This is a genomic window from Streptomyces davaonensis JCM 4913, from assembly GCF_000349325.1.
GTDB classification, from domain to species: domain Bacteria; phylum Actinomycetota; class Actinomycetes; order Streptomycetales; family Streptomycetaceae; genus Streptomyces; species Streptomyces davaonensis.
This window is the reverse complement of sequence record NC_020504.1, coordinates 2,619,895-2,634,652: the sequence shown is the minus strand read 5'-3', so window position 1 is coordinate 2,634,652 and position 14,758 is coordinate 2,619,895. Positions and strand designations below refer to the sequence as shown.

The following is a 14,758-nucleotide window of genomic DNA, read 5'->3' as shown; positions in this document are numbered from 1 at the left end:
GACTGCGCGGATGACCGCCATCGAAGGGCTCGACCGGGCCCCCGAGCCGCCCGGCGCACGGTACTGGCGCCGCTCCCTGCACGACTACGCCGGCCTGATCGGGCAGGGGCCGGGAGGGCGGGAGGGCGGGCCGCGGGAACCGGAGCGGTTCACCCGCCACGGCTCGCTGCCCCGGTATCCGCTGCCGTCGCCGCCCCGGACGCTCGGCCCGCTGAGCCGGGGTCTCGGAGAGAGTGCCGGGGGACGGGTCGTGCCGACCGCGGCCCTCCACTCGGCGCTCCTCCACTACACCTGCGGCGTCCTGCGCACCGAGTTCGGCCCCACCGCCCGCTGGCCCTACCACCGCGCCGTCCCCTCAGCCCGCTGCTTCGCGCCGGTCGAGACCTATCTGTGGACCCCGGGCCACGACGGACTCCCCGCGGGTGTCTACGCCTACGACCCGGCACACCACACACTGGTCCTGCTGCGGGCCGGGGACTTCCGCGCCCTGCTCGGCGCGGCGCTCGGCACGGACCTCGACGACGCGGTGGGCGCGCTGCTGCTGTCCACGGTCTTCTGGCGTACGGCCTTCCGGTACGGCGCCTACGCCTACCGGCTGTGCGCGCAGGAGACGGGTCTGGTGGCCGGGAACGCGCTGATGGTCGCGGGCGCGCTCGGCCTACGGGGGCAGTTGCGGCACCAGTTCCTCGACGGGGTGCTGGAGCGGCTGCTCGGTGTCGCGCGTCCGGAGGAGAGCGTCGCGGCGGTGCTGCCGCTGTCCGCGGGGCGGGGGGAAGCCGTACGGCAGTGCTCCGAGGCGGAGTTGTCGGTGCCGCCTGGGGTCGGCCGGCCGGCTTCTCCCGGCCCCGAGGCGGAGTTGTCGGTGCTCCCTCCGGTCGGCCGCCCGGCGCCTCCCGCCACCGGCGTCGGCGCGCTCGCGGACCTCGTCGAGCTGGATGCCGCCGCACGGCTCACCGACACCGAGTCCTTCGCCCGGCTGCCTTACGAGGAGCCCCCGACCGCCGCGCCCGTCCCGGCCGGAGAACTCGCCGACTTGCTGCGCCGGCGTACCTCGGGTGCCCCGGCGTTCCACCCGAAGCCCCGGCCGGTGCCGGTCGAGGCCGTGCTCGACGCGGTCCTGCCGGCCTTCGCGCCGTATGCCTCGGACGCCGTGCCGGAGGGTTCCGCGCCGCCCGTCACGGCCCACCTGTGGGCGGTCGACCTCACGGGGGTCGAGAACGGATTGCACGAGGTGACCCCGCACGGGTTGCGGCACCTCGGTCCCGCCCGGCCCATGGACCTCGGTCTGGAGGCGGCCAACATCGACTACCGGACGGTGAACGCCGTGGTGTTCCTGTCGGTGCCCGCTCGCCCGGCCCAAGTAACCTTCGGTGACCGGGGGTTCAGGGTGCTGCATCACGAGGCGGGGGTGGTCGCGCAGCGGCTGTGCGTGCTGAGCGCCGGGGCCGGGCTGGCCGCGCGGATCCACAACGGGTACGCCGCCGGACCGCTGGCCCGCGCCCTGCGCCTGCCGCCGGGCCACGAGCCGGTCTTCCAGATCGCGCTCGGCACCCCCGGCGCCGACGAGCGCTGCCTGCTGCCCGTCCCGCACTGGAGGGCCGCGTGACCTCGTTGACTGCCTTGCGCCGCGAGGGGGCGGGCCACGCGTCACCCTCGGCTGCCTGGGGTCGTGTTGGGGCTGGCCGTGTGGCTGTTTCGGCTGCCTTGGGTCGCGAGGGGGCTGGCCGTGTGGCTTCTTCGGCCGCCTTGCGTCGCGACGGGGCGAGTTGCGTGACCACTTCGACCGCCCCGCGTCCCTCACAGGAGGCTTCATGACCACCTCGACCGCCTCCGCCGCCCTGGAGTACCTCGCCTCCGGCCACCAGCCACCGGACGCGCTCCCCGCGGCCGATCCGCTCCGGCTTCCGCCGGTCCACAAGCGCTACCCGTCGGCGGTCCGCCGGCCGTTGCCGGACCGTCCGGAGCCTCGGGACGCGGATCCGCTGCGGCGCCTGTCCTGGCTGCTGCACCGGGCGGGCGGCCTGACCCGGATGCGCTGGATGAGCGGCATCATGCCGCTCGGCCTCGGCAGCCCCGCCGCCCGCCGGATGCTCCTCTCGCCCGGCCGCACCGCCGCCGCCTCCGGCTCCCGCTATCCCGTGGAGCTCTACCTCGCCCACCCCGCCCTGGACGGCCTCCCCGCCGGGCTCTCCCACTACGACCCCGTCCACCACAGCCTGGAGAACCTGCGCGAGGGCGACGGTCGGCACCTGATCACACCCCTGCTCGCCGAACCACCGGCCCAGCGCCCGGAGTTCGTCCTGCTGCTGAGTAGCGTGCTGTGGCGCAACATGGCCAAGTACGGAGTCTTCGGCTACCGCCTCCAGAGCCTCGACGTCGGGGTGGCGACCGCGCAGGCGGTGGCCGCCGCCGAGGCGACGGGGCTGACGGCGACCGTCCATCTGCGTTACGAGGACGGTGCGTTGGACGAACTCCTCGGCCTCGCCTCCTTCGCGGAGAGCGTGTTCGCGGTGATCACCCTGCACCGGCCGGACGCCCCGCCCGCACTGCCCTGCGAGCGCTGGCACGGCGAAGTGCCCGCCGCCCGGCCCGAACCCATGCCCATCACCGAGCTGCCCGCCCTGGCCGAGGCCACCGCCCTGCACGCCGCCATCCACCGCACCGCACCGGGGGACTTCGGCGCCCCCACGGCCAATTCATGGCCGCTCCCCGACGGCCCCCGCCACCCCCTGCCCCCCGCCGTCTCCGCCCTCACGGACGGCTTCCCGGGCCGCCGCACGGCGTACGGATTCCGCCCGGCCCCGGTGCCCGAGCGGACGCTCGCCGCCCTGCTCCCCGCCGCGGGCGAACCGGTGGCCGCCGGGATCCCGGTCCAACTCGCCGGCGTCGTCCAGCGGATCCCCGAGGTGGAGACCGGCGCCTACCTCTACGACGCCGTGGCCCACGCGCTGATCGGCACCCGGCGGGCCGACGCCGTACCGGACGTGCTCGCCGCGGCCAAGAGCCCCATGCTGGCCGACGAATGCCGCACCGCCACCGCGGTCCTGGCGCCCTGCGGCGATCCGTGCACCGGGGTCGAGCGCCACGGGGACCGCTGGTACCGGGCGCAGAACATCGCGGCCGGTGCCGCGGCGCAGCGGATCGCGCTGGCCGCCGCGGCCGCCGGTCTGGAGAGCCATGTGCACTGCGACTTCGACCCGGAGCGCCTGCGCTCCGCTCTCGGACTGACCCCGGGCCCGCTCCAGCCGCTGGTGCTGGTGACCGTGGGCCCGCGCGCACCGGACCGCACGGATCCGCACCTGCCCCTGCGAGCCGGTTTCTGAACAGGAGGATGCACTCAACTCATGGAGTCCTACGACGTGGTGGTGGCCGGTGCGCGCAGTGCCGGTGCCTCGACCGCGCTGCTGTTCGCGCGGGCCGGGTACCGGGTCCTGCTGCTGGACCGGGCGGCCTTCCCCAGCGACACCCTCTCCACCCAGCACATCCACCGGCCCGGACTGCGGCTGCTCAGGCGCTGGGGGCTGCTGGACCGGCTGGTGGCGACCGGGTGTCCGCCGGTGCGCCGGATCTCCTACGCGCTCCAGGACGTCCGGCTCGCCGGGCCGGTCCCCGTGGAGGAGGGCATCGATGCGGTGTACGCGCCGCGCCGGTACGTGCTGGACAGCATGCTGATCGATGCGGCCGTGGCGGCCGGGGCCGAGTTCCGGCAGGGGTGCGCCGTCACCGGAGTGCTCACTGAGGGCGACCGGGTGACCGGGGTGCGCTGTGGGACCGGCCGGGGCGAGAGCGAGGTGCGGGCCCGTCTCGTGGTGGGCGCCGACGGGATGCGCTCGACGCTGGCGGGCCTGTGCGGGGCGGCGGTGCAGCGGCAGGACGCGCCGCGCACCTGTGTCTACTATGGCTACTGGGAAGGGCTGCCCGCACAGTTCGAGGTGTACGAGCGGACCGGACGGCTCATCGGCGTGGTCGGCACCCATGACGAACTGACCCTGGTGGCCGCCTACTTCCCCCAGTCGGAGTTCGCCGACGTCCGGCGGGACGCGGACCGCGCCTATCGGGAGGCCATCCGGACCACCGCCCCCGAACTGGCCGAACGCGCCCTGTCGGCACGGCGGGTGGAGCGGCTGCGGGGCACCGGCAGCCAGCTCAACCACCTCCGTACGGTCACGGGTCCTGGCTGGGTCCTGGTCGGGGACGCCGGATGCCACAAGGACTCCATCACCGGGACGGGCATCAGCGACGCCTTCGAACAGGCGGCGCTGCTGGCCGAGTCGGTCGGCGCCGGACTGCACGACGACCGGGTTCTGGCGGCCGCGCTGGACCGCTACGCCGGGGGCCACCGCCGGCTGATGGAGCCGCGCTACCGGACCGCACTGGACACCGCACAACTCGAAGTGACCGAGCAGCGGCTGGAGTTCACCCGATGGATAGCGAGCGATCAGGCATCCGCGAGCGCCTTCCTGTCGGTGGCGGTGAGCCATGTCGACGCGGCCGAACTGCTTCCGGCCGTGGGCTGAGGGCGGTGCCGGCGGTGGTCGCGGCCGCCGGTACCGCCCTCAGGGGTGCGATCAGGCCGCGCAGGGGCGGACCAGACCCGTCTCGTACGCGAGGATCACGGCCTGGGTGCGATCGCGCAGGCCGAGCTTCTGGCACAGGTGATAGAGGTGCGATTTGACCGTCGCCTCGCTCAGCGACAGCATCTTGGCGATCACCAGGTTGGAGTGGCCGTTCGCGACGAGTGAGAGCACATCGCGCTCCCGGGTGGTGAGCAGCGCGAGCTGCCCGGAGCCGGCGGAGGCGGACACCTCGGGCGAGCGGTTGAGCAGTCTGCCGATCAGCTGCACGGCGTTCGGCGACTTCAGGACCATCGCGCCGCCGGCGATGTCACGGATGGCGGCGGGCAGGGTCCGCGGATCGCAGTTGCCCGGAAGTAAGCCGCGCACCCCGCCCTTCAGCGCCGACAGCAGCTCCGCCTGCTCGGTGCGGGAGCTGAGCATGAGGACGCCCGGCGCGTTGTCCGGGGCCATTCTCCGCAGACTGCGGGCCATGGCGATGCCGTCCACGGCGTCGGCGTCGTGGTTGATGAGTGCGACATGCGGGCGCAGGCTCTGCACCGCGGCGAGCATCTCCCGGCCGTCGAGGGCTTCGCCCACCACGCTGATGTCCGGTTCTCTCTCCAGGACGCTGACCATCCCCGCTCGCATCAGATGGCGCGGGTCGCAGATCAGGACCCGTATACAGTCAGCCCCAGTTGTGTTCGTCATGCTGTGAAATAACCCCCATGAGTGCATGAATCCCGAAGACAGACACACGGGAAACGGCCACGACCGATGGTCTGGACCACTCGTCTCGTCTTGCAGACTACTGATAGGTCGCCGCAAAGATCTAGCGACATCCGAGCCCGGCTTCGTCGCCCCAGGTGACGGCCGGTGGAGTCGGAGTCGGAGCCTCAACCTCCAGTCTGAGAAGCAAATCCGGTCCAGGGACGGACGACACCTTCCGGCCACGGTGCGAGGGTGATCGGGTCGGTCGGCTCAGGGGGAAAAGGTGCAGACTCAGCCGGAACTCGAACCGTTGCTCGATTTCAGCCCGTATCGGCTGCTCACGGAACCGGACGCGGTCCACCTGCGGATGCGCGCCGAACCACCGGTCCGCCTGGTGCGGGAGGAGAGCGGCTTCACGTACTGGCTGATCTCCCGGTACGCCGAGGCCCGCCAGGCCCTGCGCGACCCCGGGCTCTCCAACGACCCGCGACGTCTCGGCCACGCGGTCGACACCGCGAACGCCTACTCCCCGATGGCCAACAACGACCCGCCGCACCACACCCGGCTGCGCGGACTCGTCTCGCACGGCTTCACCCGCCGCCGGATCAACGCGCTGGCGCCGAGGGCCGAGTCCGTCACCGGTGAACTCCTCGACGCCATCGCGCCCACCGGGCGGGCGGACATCATCGCCGACCTCGCCTTCCCGCTGCCCGTGCTGATCATCTGCGAGCTGCTCGGGGTGCCCACCCGGGACCGGGAGACCTTCCGCACCTGGGCCGCGCGCACCCTGTCCACCGCCGCCGGACCCCGCACCCGCGAGGAGCGCTCGCGCCGCCTGCGCGCCTACTTCACCCGGCTTGTCGCCGCCAAGCGCGCCGCCGTACGACCGGACCTGGCGCCCGACGAGCAGCCCGATCTGCTCAGCGCCCTCATCGTGGCGCAGGAACGCGACAGCAGCCTCGACGACGACGAACTCATCGGCCTGGCCGTGCTGTTGCTGGTCGCCGGGCATGAGACGACCACCAATCTGATCGGCAACGGACTGCTCACCCTGCTGCTCCACCCGGACCAGCTCGTCATGGTGCGCGAGGACCCGACGCTGCTGGCCTCCGCCGTGGAGGAACTGCTGCGGTACGAAGGTTCCGCGGGGCAGTCCTCGCTGCGCGTGGCGGTAGACGACGTTGTCATCGGCGGGACGGTGATCCCCCGCGGCTCGGTCGTCAACATCGGGCTGTCCCTGGCCAATCGGGACCCTGAGGCCTTCCGGGACTCCGACACCCTGGACGTCCGGCGCGACCCCAACCCCCATCTGGCCTTCGGGCACGGCATCCACTACTGCCTCGGCGCGCCGCTGGCCCGGATGCTCGCCGCGACGGCACTCGGAGCGCTGCTCGGCCGCTGCGACGGCCTTCAACTGGCCATCCCGCCCGATGAGTTGCGCTGGCGCCAGATCAGCATCCTGTGCGGACTGACCGCACTTCCCGTCTCTTTCGATCCTGTTCGTCCGGAAACGAGTGGCACGTGACCATGATCGACCCGATGGCGGCAGCCAACCTCTACCGCCTCGCCTTCGGTTTCATACCCGCCCAGATGATCCACGCCGCGGCCCGGCTGCGGCTCCCCGACCTGCTCGCCGAACAGCCCCTGACCACCGAGGAGTTGGCCGAGCGCACCGGAACCCGGGCCCCGGCCCTGCGCAGGCTGCTGCGGGGCCTGGCCACCCTCGGCGTGGTGGAACAGCGGGGCGAGGACGGCTTCCGGCTGGCACCGGCCGGCGAACCGCTCCGCTCCGACGTGCCCGGCTCCGTCCGCCCCATGCTGATGCCCTACTTCAGCGAGGCCGTCTGGGCCTCCTGGGGACGGTTCACCGAGTGCCTGCGCACCGGACGGCCGTCCGTGGAATCGGTCACCGGAGGCTCGGTCTTCGACCTGTTCGCGGCCGATCCGGAGCTGGGCGCGGAGTTCCACGCCGCGATGGCGGTCAGCGGCGGCGCGGAGGCCCAGGCGCTGGCGCGGTCCTACGACTTCGCCGACGTCAAGACCGTCGTGGACGTCGGCGGCGGCAACGGCGCCCTGCTCGCCGGAGTGCTCGGACACCACCCCCAGCTGCGCGGGGTCCTGGTCGACACCCCGGTGGGCGTGGCCGGAGCCCCCACGACGCTCGCCGCCGCGGGCGTCGCGGACCGGTGCGAACTCGTGGCCCAGGACTTTCTCGCCGCCGTACCCGAGGGCGGCGACCGCTATGTGATCAAGAGCGTGCTGCACGACTGGGACGACGAGCGCTGTGTGGCGATCCTGCGCAACTGCCGCCGGGTCATGGCGGACACGGCCCGGGTGCTGATCGTCGAGGTCGTCGCACCGCCCGTCGCGGACACCACGACCGACCCCTTCCTCACCGTCAGCGACCTCAACCTGATGGTCCTGACCCACGGCCGGGAGCGCACCGAGCGGGAGTTCACCGAACTCCTCGACGCCGCCGGCCTGGAGCTCACCGAGATCGGCGCGCCGCTCGGCTTCAGCGGTTACCGGGTCATCGAGGCCCGCCCCACCGCCGGACCGGCCCGATGACGCGGCAGGACCGCCGAGTGACGCGGCAAGACAACGGAGGAACGCAAGAGTTGGGAACCATCGAGGAAGCCACCGGCCAGGTCGGCCCCGGCACGCTCCGCCGGCTGGCGGCGGCCTGGCCCCGCCGGGCCACCGTGCGCACGGACATGGACAAGGTCACCGGAGCCGGGGAGTACGACCCCGAACTGCTCGACTACCCCGTCGCGCTGATGCCGTTCGGCGAGCACCCCGACTTCCGGGACGCCCCGGAGGACAAGCGGCGCACGGTGAACACCCTGGGCTGGATCGCGTACAACGAACGCGTCGTGGCCGCCGAGGAGTTCGTCGTCAACCCCACCTTCGAGAAGCTCGGCCATGCCGTGTACCCCGGGGTGGACCGGTTCGAGGTGAAAGAGATCGTGCGGCAGTCCCACATCGACGAGGTGTGGCACACGTACATGCACATGCTCGGCATGCAGCGCACCCGGGAGGCCCGGGGGATCACCGCCGAGCCCGACTGCGGGCACCCCGTCACCAACCGGCTGCTGTACCAGGCGCAGGACGCCTGCGCCGAGGCTTGGGAGTCGGATCTGCTCCTGCTGCTGTGGACCACGGTCGGCGAGGTGAGCGTGAACGCCTTCCTCGACCTGATGGCCCGGGACACCACCGTGCAGCCGCTGCACTCCACGATCGCGAGGCTGCACGCCCGCGACGAGTCGGCGCACGGCCCGGTCATGGTCGAGGTGATGAAGGACGTCTTCGTCAACCTCTCGCGGCGGCAACAGGACTTCTTCGTGGCGTCGCTGCCCGCCGGGATCAACGCCTTCTGCGCCGAGGACTTCGACTGGTGGCTGAAGGTCCTTCGGTTCGCCGGCATCCCCAAGGCCCGGGACATCATCGAGGACTCCCGCGGCGGCCAGGCGGAGCTGCTCGTCACCGACTTCTCCGGGATCCTGCGCATGCTGCGCGAACTGGACGTGGCGGACCGGGTGGACTTCGACTTCGAGGGCGCCGCGGGCGCCACGGGGAGGGCCGCATGATCCTCACCGGCCCCGAGATCACCGAGGCCGCGAGCGACGGCCGGATCGTCATCTCGCCGTTCAACCCGGCCCAGGTGAACCCCAACAGCTACAACGTCTGCCTCGGCGACAGGCTGCTGACCTACACCGACGACGTCATCGACCCCTACCGGCCCAACGCCACCCGGGAGATCATCATCGGGGAGGACGGCTATGTCCTCAGGCCCGACCAGCTCTATCTCGGGCACACCGTGGAACAGGTCGGCTCCGACCAGTACGTGCCACTGCTCTTCGGGCGGTCCTCGGTCGGCCGGCTCGGGCTGTTCGTGGAGATCACGGCGCCCATCGGCGACATCGGCTTCCACGGCCAGTGGACGCTGATGCTGTCCCCGGTCCAGCCGCTGCGGGTGTACCCGGGGATGAAGATCGGCCAGATCATGTTCTTCGTGTCGCTCGGCGAGGTCGACCTCTACCGCGGCAAGTACCAGTCCTCGGCGGGCCCCCAGGAGTCCCGCTACTGGAAGGACGTGGCGGTGCCGACGACATGATCCTGACCCGTGAGGCCATCGCCACCGCCGTGGAACGCGGCGACATCGTCATCGAGCCCTTCGATCCGGAGCGGATCTCGCCCAACGCCTACGACTGGCACCTCGGCAACCGCATCCGGGTCTGCGAGGGCGACGAACTGGACGCCGCCGCCGCGACCCGTGTCACCGAGCACGTCATCCCGCCCGAGGGCATGGTGCTGCGGCCGGGCCGGCTCTATCTCGGCGTCACCCATGAGCGCACCCACTCCGAGCGCTACGCCCAGATGATCAACGGCGACCGCAGCCTCGGCGCGCTCGGCGTCTGGGTCCATGTCTCCGCCCCGCTCGGACACGTGGGCCACGCCATCCGCTGGACCCTGGAGATCCGGGTGGCGCGGCCGGTGCGGGTCTATCCCCGCATGCCCTTCGGGAAGATCGTGTTCCTGGTCGCCGAGGGCGCGATGTCCAGCTACCAGAACCTGGGCCGCAAGTACACCCGGACCAGCGGGATCGACATCTCGCGGCTGTACGAGGAGCTGCGGTGAGCGCACCCCGGACACTGACCGGACTCGATCTGCCCTGGGGCAGTCCGGGCGGCAGCGTCGAACTGCTCAAGGACCTGTATCTGGACCCGGACGGCCCGCTGAAGGCGAGCGCGTTCATGCTGGTTCCGGAAGACGGCTCCCCACCGCCGGACGAGAGCACCCTCGCCCTGCTGGACGTCCCCGGCAAACAGCTCAGCGGCGAGGGCTTCTGGGCCTACGTCGACCGGCTCACGGACGCGGTCACCGCCCGCTTCCCGCACACCGAGCAGGACGTCGTCCACCTCCAGCACCTCGCCTTCGGCGCCACCCCGGCGCTGCTGCGGGGCTACCCCAAGCAGCCCGCCATCGGTCTGGTGCACGGCACGGACCTGCTGTTCGCCGCCGAGTACGAGACCCAGGGCGCGGTGCTGCGGGAGGCGGTCGAGGCGGCCCGCTCCCTGGTGGTGCCGACCGCCGGGATGGCCGACCAACTGCGCCGAGTGGCCCCGGAGACGGACAGCGGCCGGATCGTCCACATCCCCTGGGGCATCCCCGACGCCCTGCTGGCCGAACCACCCGTACGCACTCCCCGGGGCGGCGGGCCGCTCCGGGTCCTCTACGCCGGCCGCCTCACCGCGGAGAAGGGCGCCGCCGAACTGGTCGCCGCGCTCTCGGGGGTACCGGGTGTGCGGCTCAGCATGGCCGCGCCGGTGGCCGAGTTCCGGCGGCTGGCCAGGGAACGGGACCTGTCGGCCGTACGGCATCTGGGGTGGCTGAGCCGCCGGGAGCTGTGGGCCGCGTTCGCCGAGCACGATCTGCTTGTGGTGCCGTCCGCGAAGCTGGAGGCGTTCGGTCTGGTGGCCGTGGAGGCGCAGGCCTGCGGGCTGCCGGTGGCCTATCAGCCGGTGCCGGGGCTGCGGGACGCGCTGGGCGACTCGGCGCTGCCCCTCGATCTCCTCGCCGATCCTCAGCGGGCGCCGGCCGAGCTGACCGGGCTGCGGGACGACCCCGGCGCGCTGGAGGGCCTGCGCCGGTCCGGATTCCGCAACGCGGCGCGCTTTCCGCTCTCCAGGACCGCACGCGACCTTGCCGCCCTCTCCGCCCAGGTGCGGTGAGCCACCGACCGTCCGAAGGAACCGACATGTACACCGCCGCGCTGTTCGACCTCGACGGCACCCTGATCGACACCGAGCCCCGCAGTCATGAGGCGTGGTCGCGGCTCTTCCGCAACCACGATGTCCCGCACGACGAGGCCACCATCCGGGGCTTCGCCGGGCGGCCCCCTCGCGAGGCGCTGCTCGACCATCTGCCCCGCTTCCCCGGACACACCGTGGAGGAGCTCTTCGCCGAGGCCCTCGCCTACACGGCCCTCCCCGACATGCCCCCGGTCGGCGCCATCCCCGGCGCCCTCGAACTCCTCGTTCGGCTCAAGGAGTCGGGCGTCCCCCTCGGTCTGGTGACCTCGGGCACCCGCGCCTATGCCCGGCACGAACTCGGCGCGGTCGGCGCGCTGGACCTCTTCGACGTGCTGATCACCTCCGACGACGTGAGCCGCGGCAAGCCCGATCCGGAGGGCTGCCTCAAGTGCTGTGCGGCGCTGGGGGTGGCGCCCGGCGACGTCGTGGTCTTCGAGGACGCCCCGGCCGGGGTCGCCGCGGCGAAGAGCGCCGGTGCCGACTGTGTGGCGATCACCTCCACCCAGTCCGCCGAGGCGCTGGCCGCGGCCGATCTGATCGTCCCCGATCTCACCGGGATGACCTGGCCGCCGCAGACCCCCGCGACGGCCGCCGCGCCCCGGACGGAGGTCTGAGCCATGGGCGAGGCGATCCTCGAAGTCGTCGTCACCTCCGCCGAGGAGGCGCGCGCGGCCGTCGCGGGCGGCGCCCACCGGCTGGAGCTGGCGGCCGACATGGACGCCGACGGAATGACCCCCGAGCTCGCGGAGTTCGTCCGCACCCGGGACGCCGTCACCGTGCCGATCCGGGTCATGCTGCGCGACAAGGGCGGCTTCCAGGTCGCCGACCTCGACGCCCTGCGCGCCGCCGCCGCGGCGCTGCGGGCGGCGGGCGCCGAGGAGTTCGTCCTCGGCTTCCTCACCGCGGACGGCGCACCGGACCTGCCCGCCGTCCGCGCCCTGCTCGACGCGGTGCCGGGCGGCCGCTGGACGTTCCACCGGGCCGTGGACCACGCGGCCGACCGGACGGCGCTGCGGTACGCCATCGAAGGACTGCCCGGCCTGGACACCCTGCTGACCGCGGGCAGCGTCGCCGGTGTCGCAGACGGTCTGCCCACCCTGCTCGCGGAGGCGGACCGCCAGGGCCGGCCGGGCCACACCGTGGCCGTCATGGCGGGCGGGGGACTCGGCGCCGAGCACGTGCCCGCGCTGCGCGCCCGGGGCGTCGACGCCTTCCACGTCGGCACCTCGGTGCGGCACCGGGGCTGGGACAGCCCGGTCGACCCGGCCGCGGTGCGCCGCTGGCGCGAGCTGATCGCCGCCGCCGCCCGCAAGGACGGGGGCTGACATGGCGTCCGAGTGCGTGTTCTGCGACATCGTGGCGGGCCGGCTGCACGCGGAGATCCTCTTCGAGGACGAGCGGACCGTGGCCTTCCTCGACAACACGGCCGTGATGGAGGGCCACACCCTCGTCATCCCCCGCGCGCACGCGGGGGACATCTGGGAGATCTCCGAGGACGACGCGGCGGCGGTGATGCGCACCGTCCACCGCATGGCCGCGGTCCTCGACGACGTACTGACGCCCGACGGCCTGACCCTGTTCCAGGCGAACCGCCCCGCGGGCTGGCAGGACGTCTTCCACCTGCACGTCCACCTGGTCCCGCGGGAGGACTCCGACCGTCTGAACCGCCCCTGGTACGTGGACCGCGCCGACCCGGAGGCGCTGGCGAGGACCCGCCGCCGCATCCTGGGGGAGGGGAGCGCGGATGCCCTCCGCTAAGGATCGTCCGACCACTGCCGCCCGCAGCGCGGGCGTTGCCGAGAACCGGTCGCGCCAGGCCCGCGCGGGAGGCACCTCCGCCGCCGCGCGGCCCGTCCTTCGGGTGGACGACGGGCCCGGCCGCACCGGCTCTAGTCCGTCGCCCGAAGCAACGTTGTCACGAACCGGTAGCGGGCGCCGCGGTACACCGAGCGGACCCGGTCCACCGGCTCGCCGTCCGCGGTGCGCGAGTGCCGGGTCACCAGCAGCATCGGCTGGCCCACGTCGGTGTGCAGCAGTGCGGCCTCGTACGGGGTCGCCAGCGTGGTCTCGACGGTCACCTCGCCCTCCGTCGCGCGCCCCGCCCCGGGGTTGCGGTGCGTCGTCTCGATCGCCAGTGGCTCGCCGTCGGCCAGCAGTAACCGCTCGACGCGCAGCACGGGTTCGCCGACGCCGACGCCGAGCAGCCCCGACAGCTTCCCGTCCGCGGCGACCCGGCCGACGTCCAGTGTCCGCTCGCCGGGTTCGACTCCCTGGGCCCGCAGATCCTCGGCGCACGAGTCGAGGCGCAGGGTCCCGTACACCTTCGGACGTGCCACGAACGTGCCCTTGCCGTGCACCCGGTCGAGGCGGCCCTCGCCCGCGAGTTCGCGCAGGGCCCTCCGGACGGTGGTGCGCGAGGTGCGCAGCGCGACTGCCAGCGACCGCTCCGCCGGGATCGGCGCGTCGGGCCCCAAGGTCCGCGTCAACTCCAGCAACTGCTCTTTGACGCGGTAGTACTTGGGCGCTCGCGCACCGGCATCGGTGGTCATGCTCCTGCCTTCCGGCCGCTCGGCGGACTCCGTTATAGCCCCCGATACCCCTCCTTGGTCTAGTCCAATACTCGGCCATTCGGCCACAGCGCAAACGAGCCTGGAGCACCAGCCATGCCCATCCCTGACCAGCGTCTGCACCGCGCGGCATCGAACCGCCCGTACTTCAGCGCCGACGGCGAGACCTACCTCACCCCCACCCCCCTGCGTCGAATCGAGAAGTCCCACCCCCTGCGCGTGCTCTCCGAGGAGGACTTCGCCTTCTGGCAGACGTACGGCTATGTCGTCGTCCGTGAGGCGATCTCCCCCGAAGCCGCGAGCGCCTTGCTGGAGTTCGCCTGGGACTTCCAGGGCCTCGACCCCGAGCGCCCCGAAACCTGGTACGAGGAACGGGAGTTCCGCTCCGACCTGGACCGCGACCTGTTCGTCTACGGCTTCGTCGAGGCGTACCACCACCAGCTCATCTGGGACAGCCGCCAGAATCATCGGGTCCACGACGCGTTCGTCGACATCTGGGACTGCGAGGAGCTGTGGACCACCCTGGACCGGCTGAACCTCAACCCGCCCAACATCAAGAACCGTTCGCGCTCCCTGATCGAACCCACCGAGCAGGGCTTCGACATCGAGCTCCACTGGGACGTCGACACCACACTGGAGGTGCTGCCCCAGCGCGTCCAGGGCATCATCGCGCTCAACGACACCGAGCCCGAACTGGGCGGGTTCCAGTGCTGCCCGGAGCTGTTCCGGCAGTTCGACCGGTGGCGGGTGGAGCAGCCGGAGGGGCGCGATCCCATCCGGCCCGCCGTCGACCGCAGGGAGTTCCCCCTGGTGCGGCCCGACCTCCACGCCGGTGATCTGCTGATCTTCAACGGGCTGCTGGCGCACGGCGTGGCCCCCAACTCCGGCAGCGGCGCCCGCGCGGTCCAGTACCTCTCGATGATGCCCGCGCTGGAGGAACACGAAGAGCTGAGGCGCTCGCGGATCGACTCCTGGCGCACCCTCAGCACCCCCGACTGGAACGGCACCCTGCTCGGCGACGCCGCCCGGCACGAATCCCTCCGCTACGGCGCCGCCGAACTGACCGGCTTGGGCCGCAAGGTGCTGGGCCTGGACTCCTGGGGCGCGCAGTGAA

15 protein-coding genes are annotated in these 14,758 nt (G+C 72.5%); 13 read left to right on the top strand and 2 right to left on the bottom strand.

Going from position 1 to position 14,758, the window contains the following annotated elements:
* Positions 1-10: 10 nt before the first annotated feature.
* The 3 genes from BN159_RS11425 to BN159_RS11415 all read left to right on the top strand — a co-directional run bounded on the left by BN159_RS11425 (position 11) and on the right by BN159_RS11415 (position 4,517).
* Positions 11-1,606 carry a SagB family peptide dehydrogenase gene (locus BN159_RS11425; protein ID WP_015657122.1) on the top strand — a complete coding sequence of 532 codons (1,596 nt, stop codon included), beginning with the start codon at positions 11-13 and terminating at the stop codon, positions 1,604-1,606.
* Between the two features lie 205 nt (positions 1,607-1,811).
* A complete protein-coding gene (locus tag BN159_RS11420; protein WP_015657121.1) occupies positions 1,812-3,323 on the top strand; it encodes a SagB family peptide dehydrogenase in 1,512 nt (503 codons plus the stop codon).
* 21 nt (positions 3,324-3,344) lie between these two features.
* Positions 3,345-4,517: an NAD(P)/FAD-dependent oxidoreductase gene (locus BN159_RS11415; RefSeq protein ID WP_015657120.1), complete on the top strand. Its 1,173-nt coding sequence runs from the start codon at positions 3,345-3,347 to the stop codon at positions 4,515-4,517.
* A 51-nt stretch (positions 4,518-4,568) separates the two neighbouring features.
* Here BN159_RS11415 and BN159_RS11410 read toward each other — a convergent pair whose 3' ends face one another.
* Positions 4,569-5,264, bottom strand: a complete 696-nt coding sequence (locus BN159_RS11410) for a LuxR C-terminal-related transcriptional regulator (protein ID WP_041819110.1) — start codon at positions 5,262-5,264, stop codon at positions 4,569-4,571.
* A 283-nt stretch (positions 5,265-5,547) separates the two neighbouring features.
* On the opposite strand from BN159_RS11410, the gene BN159_RS11405 reads away from it, so the two are divergent.
* The 9 genes from BN159_RS11405 to BN159_RS11365 are packed head-to-tail and all read left to right on the top strand — an operon-like array spanning position 5,548 to position 12,835.
* Positions 5,548-6,789 (top strand): cytochrome P450 family protein, encoded by a 1,242-nt coding sequence (locus tag BN159_RS11405; protein ID WP_015657118.1) that lies wholly within the window; start codon positions 5,548-5,550, stop codon positions 6,787-6,789.
* A gap of 2 nt (positions 6,790-6,791) precedes the next feature.
* Positions 6,792-7,832: a methyltransferase gene (locus tag BN159_RS11400; RefSeq protein WP_015657117.1), complete on the top strand. Its 1,041-nt coding sequence runs from the start codon at positions 6,792-6,794 to the stop codon at positions 7,830-7,832.
* Positions 7,833-7,882: 50 nt separating this feature from the next.
* On the top strand, positions 7,883-8,851 hold the full coding sequence (locus BN159_RS11395; protein ID WP_015657116.1) for a diiron oxygenase: 969 nt from the start codon (positions 7,883-7,885) through the stop codon (positions 8,849-8,851).
* Complete coding sequence (gene dcd / locus BN159_RS11390) at positions 8,848-9,378, top strand: dCTP deaminase (protein ID WP_015657115.1); 531 nt, start codon at positions 8,848-8,850, stop codon at positions 9,376-9,378. Before BN159_RS11395 ends, dcd begins: the two co-directional genes overlap by 4 nt.
* Positions 9,375-9,902 carry a dCTP deaminase gene (locus tag BN159_RS11385; RefSeq protein WP_015657114.1) on the top strand — a complete coding sequence of 176 codons (528 nt, stop codon included), beginning with the start codon at positions 9,375-9,377 and terminating at the stop codon, positions 9,900-9,902. The genes dcd and BN159_RS11385 overlap by 4 nt, the downstream gene beginning before the upstream one ends.
* A complete protein-coding gene (locus tag BN159_RS11380) occupies positions 9,899-10,996 on the top strand; it encodes a glycosyltransferase family 4 protein (protein WP_015657113.1) in 1,098 nt (365 codons plus the stop codon). The genes BN159_RS11385 and BN159_RS11380 overlap by 4 nt, the downstream gene beginning before the upstream one ends.
* A gap of 26 nt (positions 10,997-11,022) precedes the next feature.
* Complete coding sequence (locus BN159_RS11375) at positions 11,023-11,691, top strand: HAD family hydrolase (RefSeq protein WP_015657112.1); 669 nt, start codon at positions 11,023-11,025, stop codon at positions 11,689-11,691.
* Between the two features lie 3 nt (positions 11,692-11,694).
* Positions 11,695-12,402, top strand: coding sequence for a copper homeostasis protein CutC (locus BN159_RS11370; RefSeq protein ID WP_015657111.1), 708 nt, complete (start codon positions 11,695-11,697; stop codon positions 12,400-12,402).
* Between the two features lies 1 nt (position 12,403).
* The gene (locus BN159_RS11365) at positions 12,404-12,835 is read left to right on the top strand and encodes an HIT family protein (RefSeq protein WP_015657110.1); all 432 of its coding nucleotides are present in this window, start codon (positions 12,404-12,406) and stop codon (positions 12,833-12,835) included.
* Positions 12,836-12,966: 131 nt separating this feature from the next.
* Here BN159_RS11365 and BN159_RS11360 read toward each other — a convergent pair whose 3' ends face one another.
* Positions 12,967-13,695 (bottom strand): GntR family transcriptional regulator, encoded by a 729-nt coding sequence (locus BN159_RS11360; RefSeq protein ID WP_408055042.1) that lies wholly within the window; start codon positions 13,693-13,695, stop codon positions 12,967-12,969.
* Positions 13,696-13,740: 45 nt separating this feature from the next.
* Here BN159_RS11360 and BN159_RS11355 point away from each other — a divergent pair, with 45 nt between their 5' ends.
* Positions 13,741-14,757: a phytanoyl-CoA dioxygenase family protein gene (locus BN159_RS11355; protein ID WP_015657108.1), complete on the top strand. Its 1,017-nt coding sequence runs from the start codon at positions 13,741-13,743 to the stop codon at positions 14,755-14,757.
* The last annotated feature ends 1 nt before the right edge of the window (position 14,758 follow it).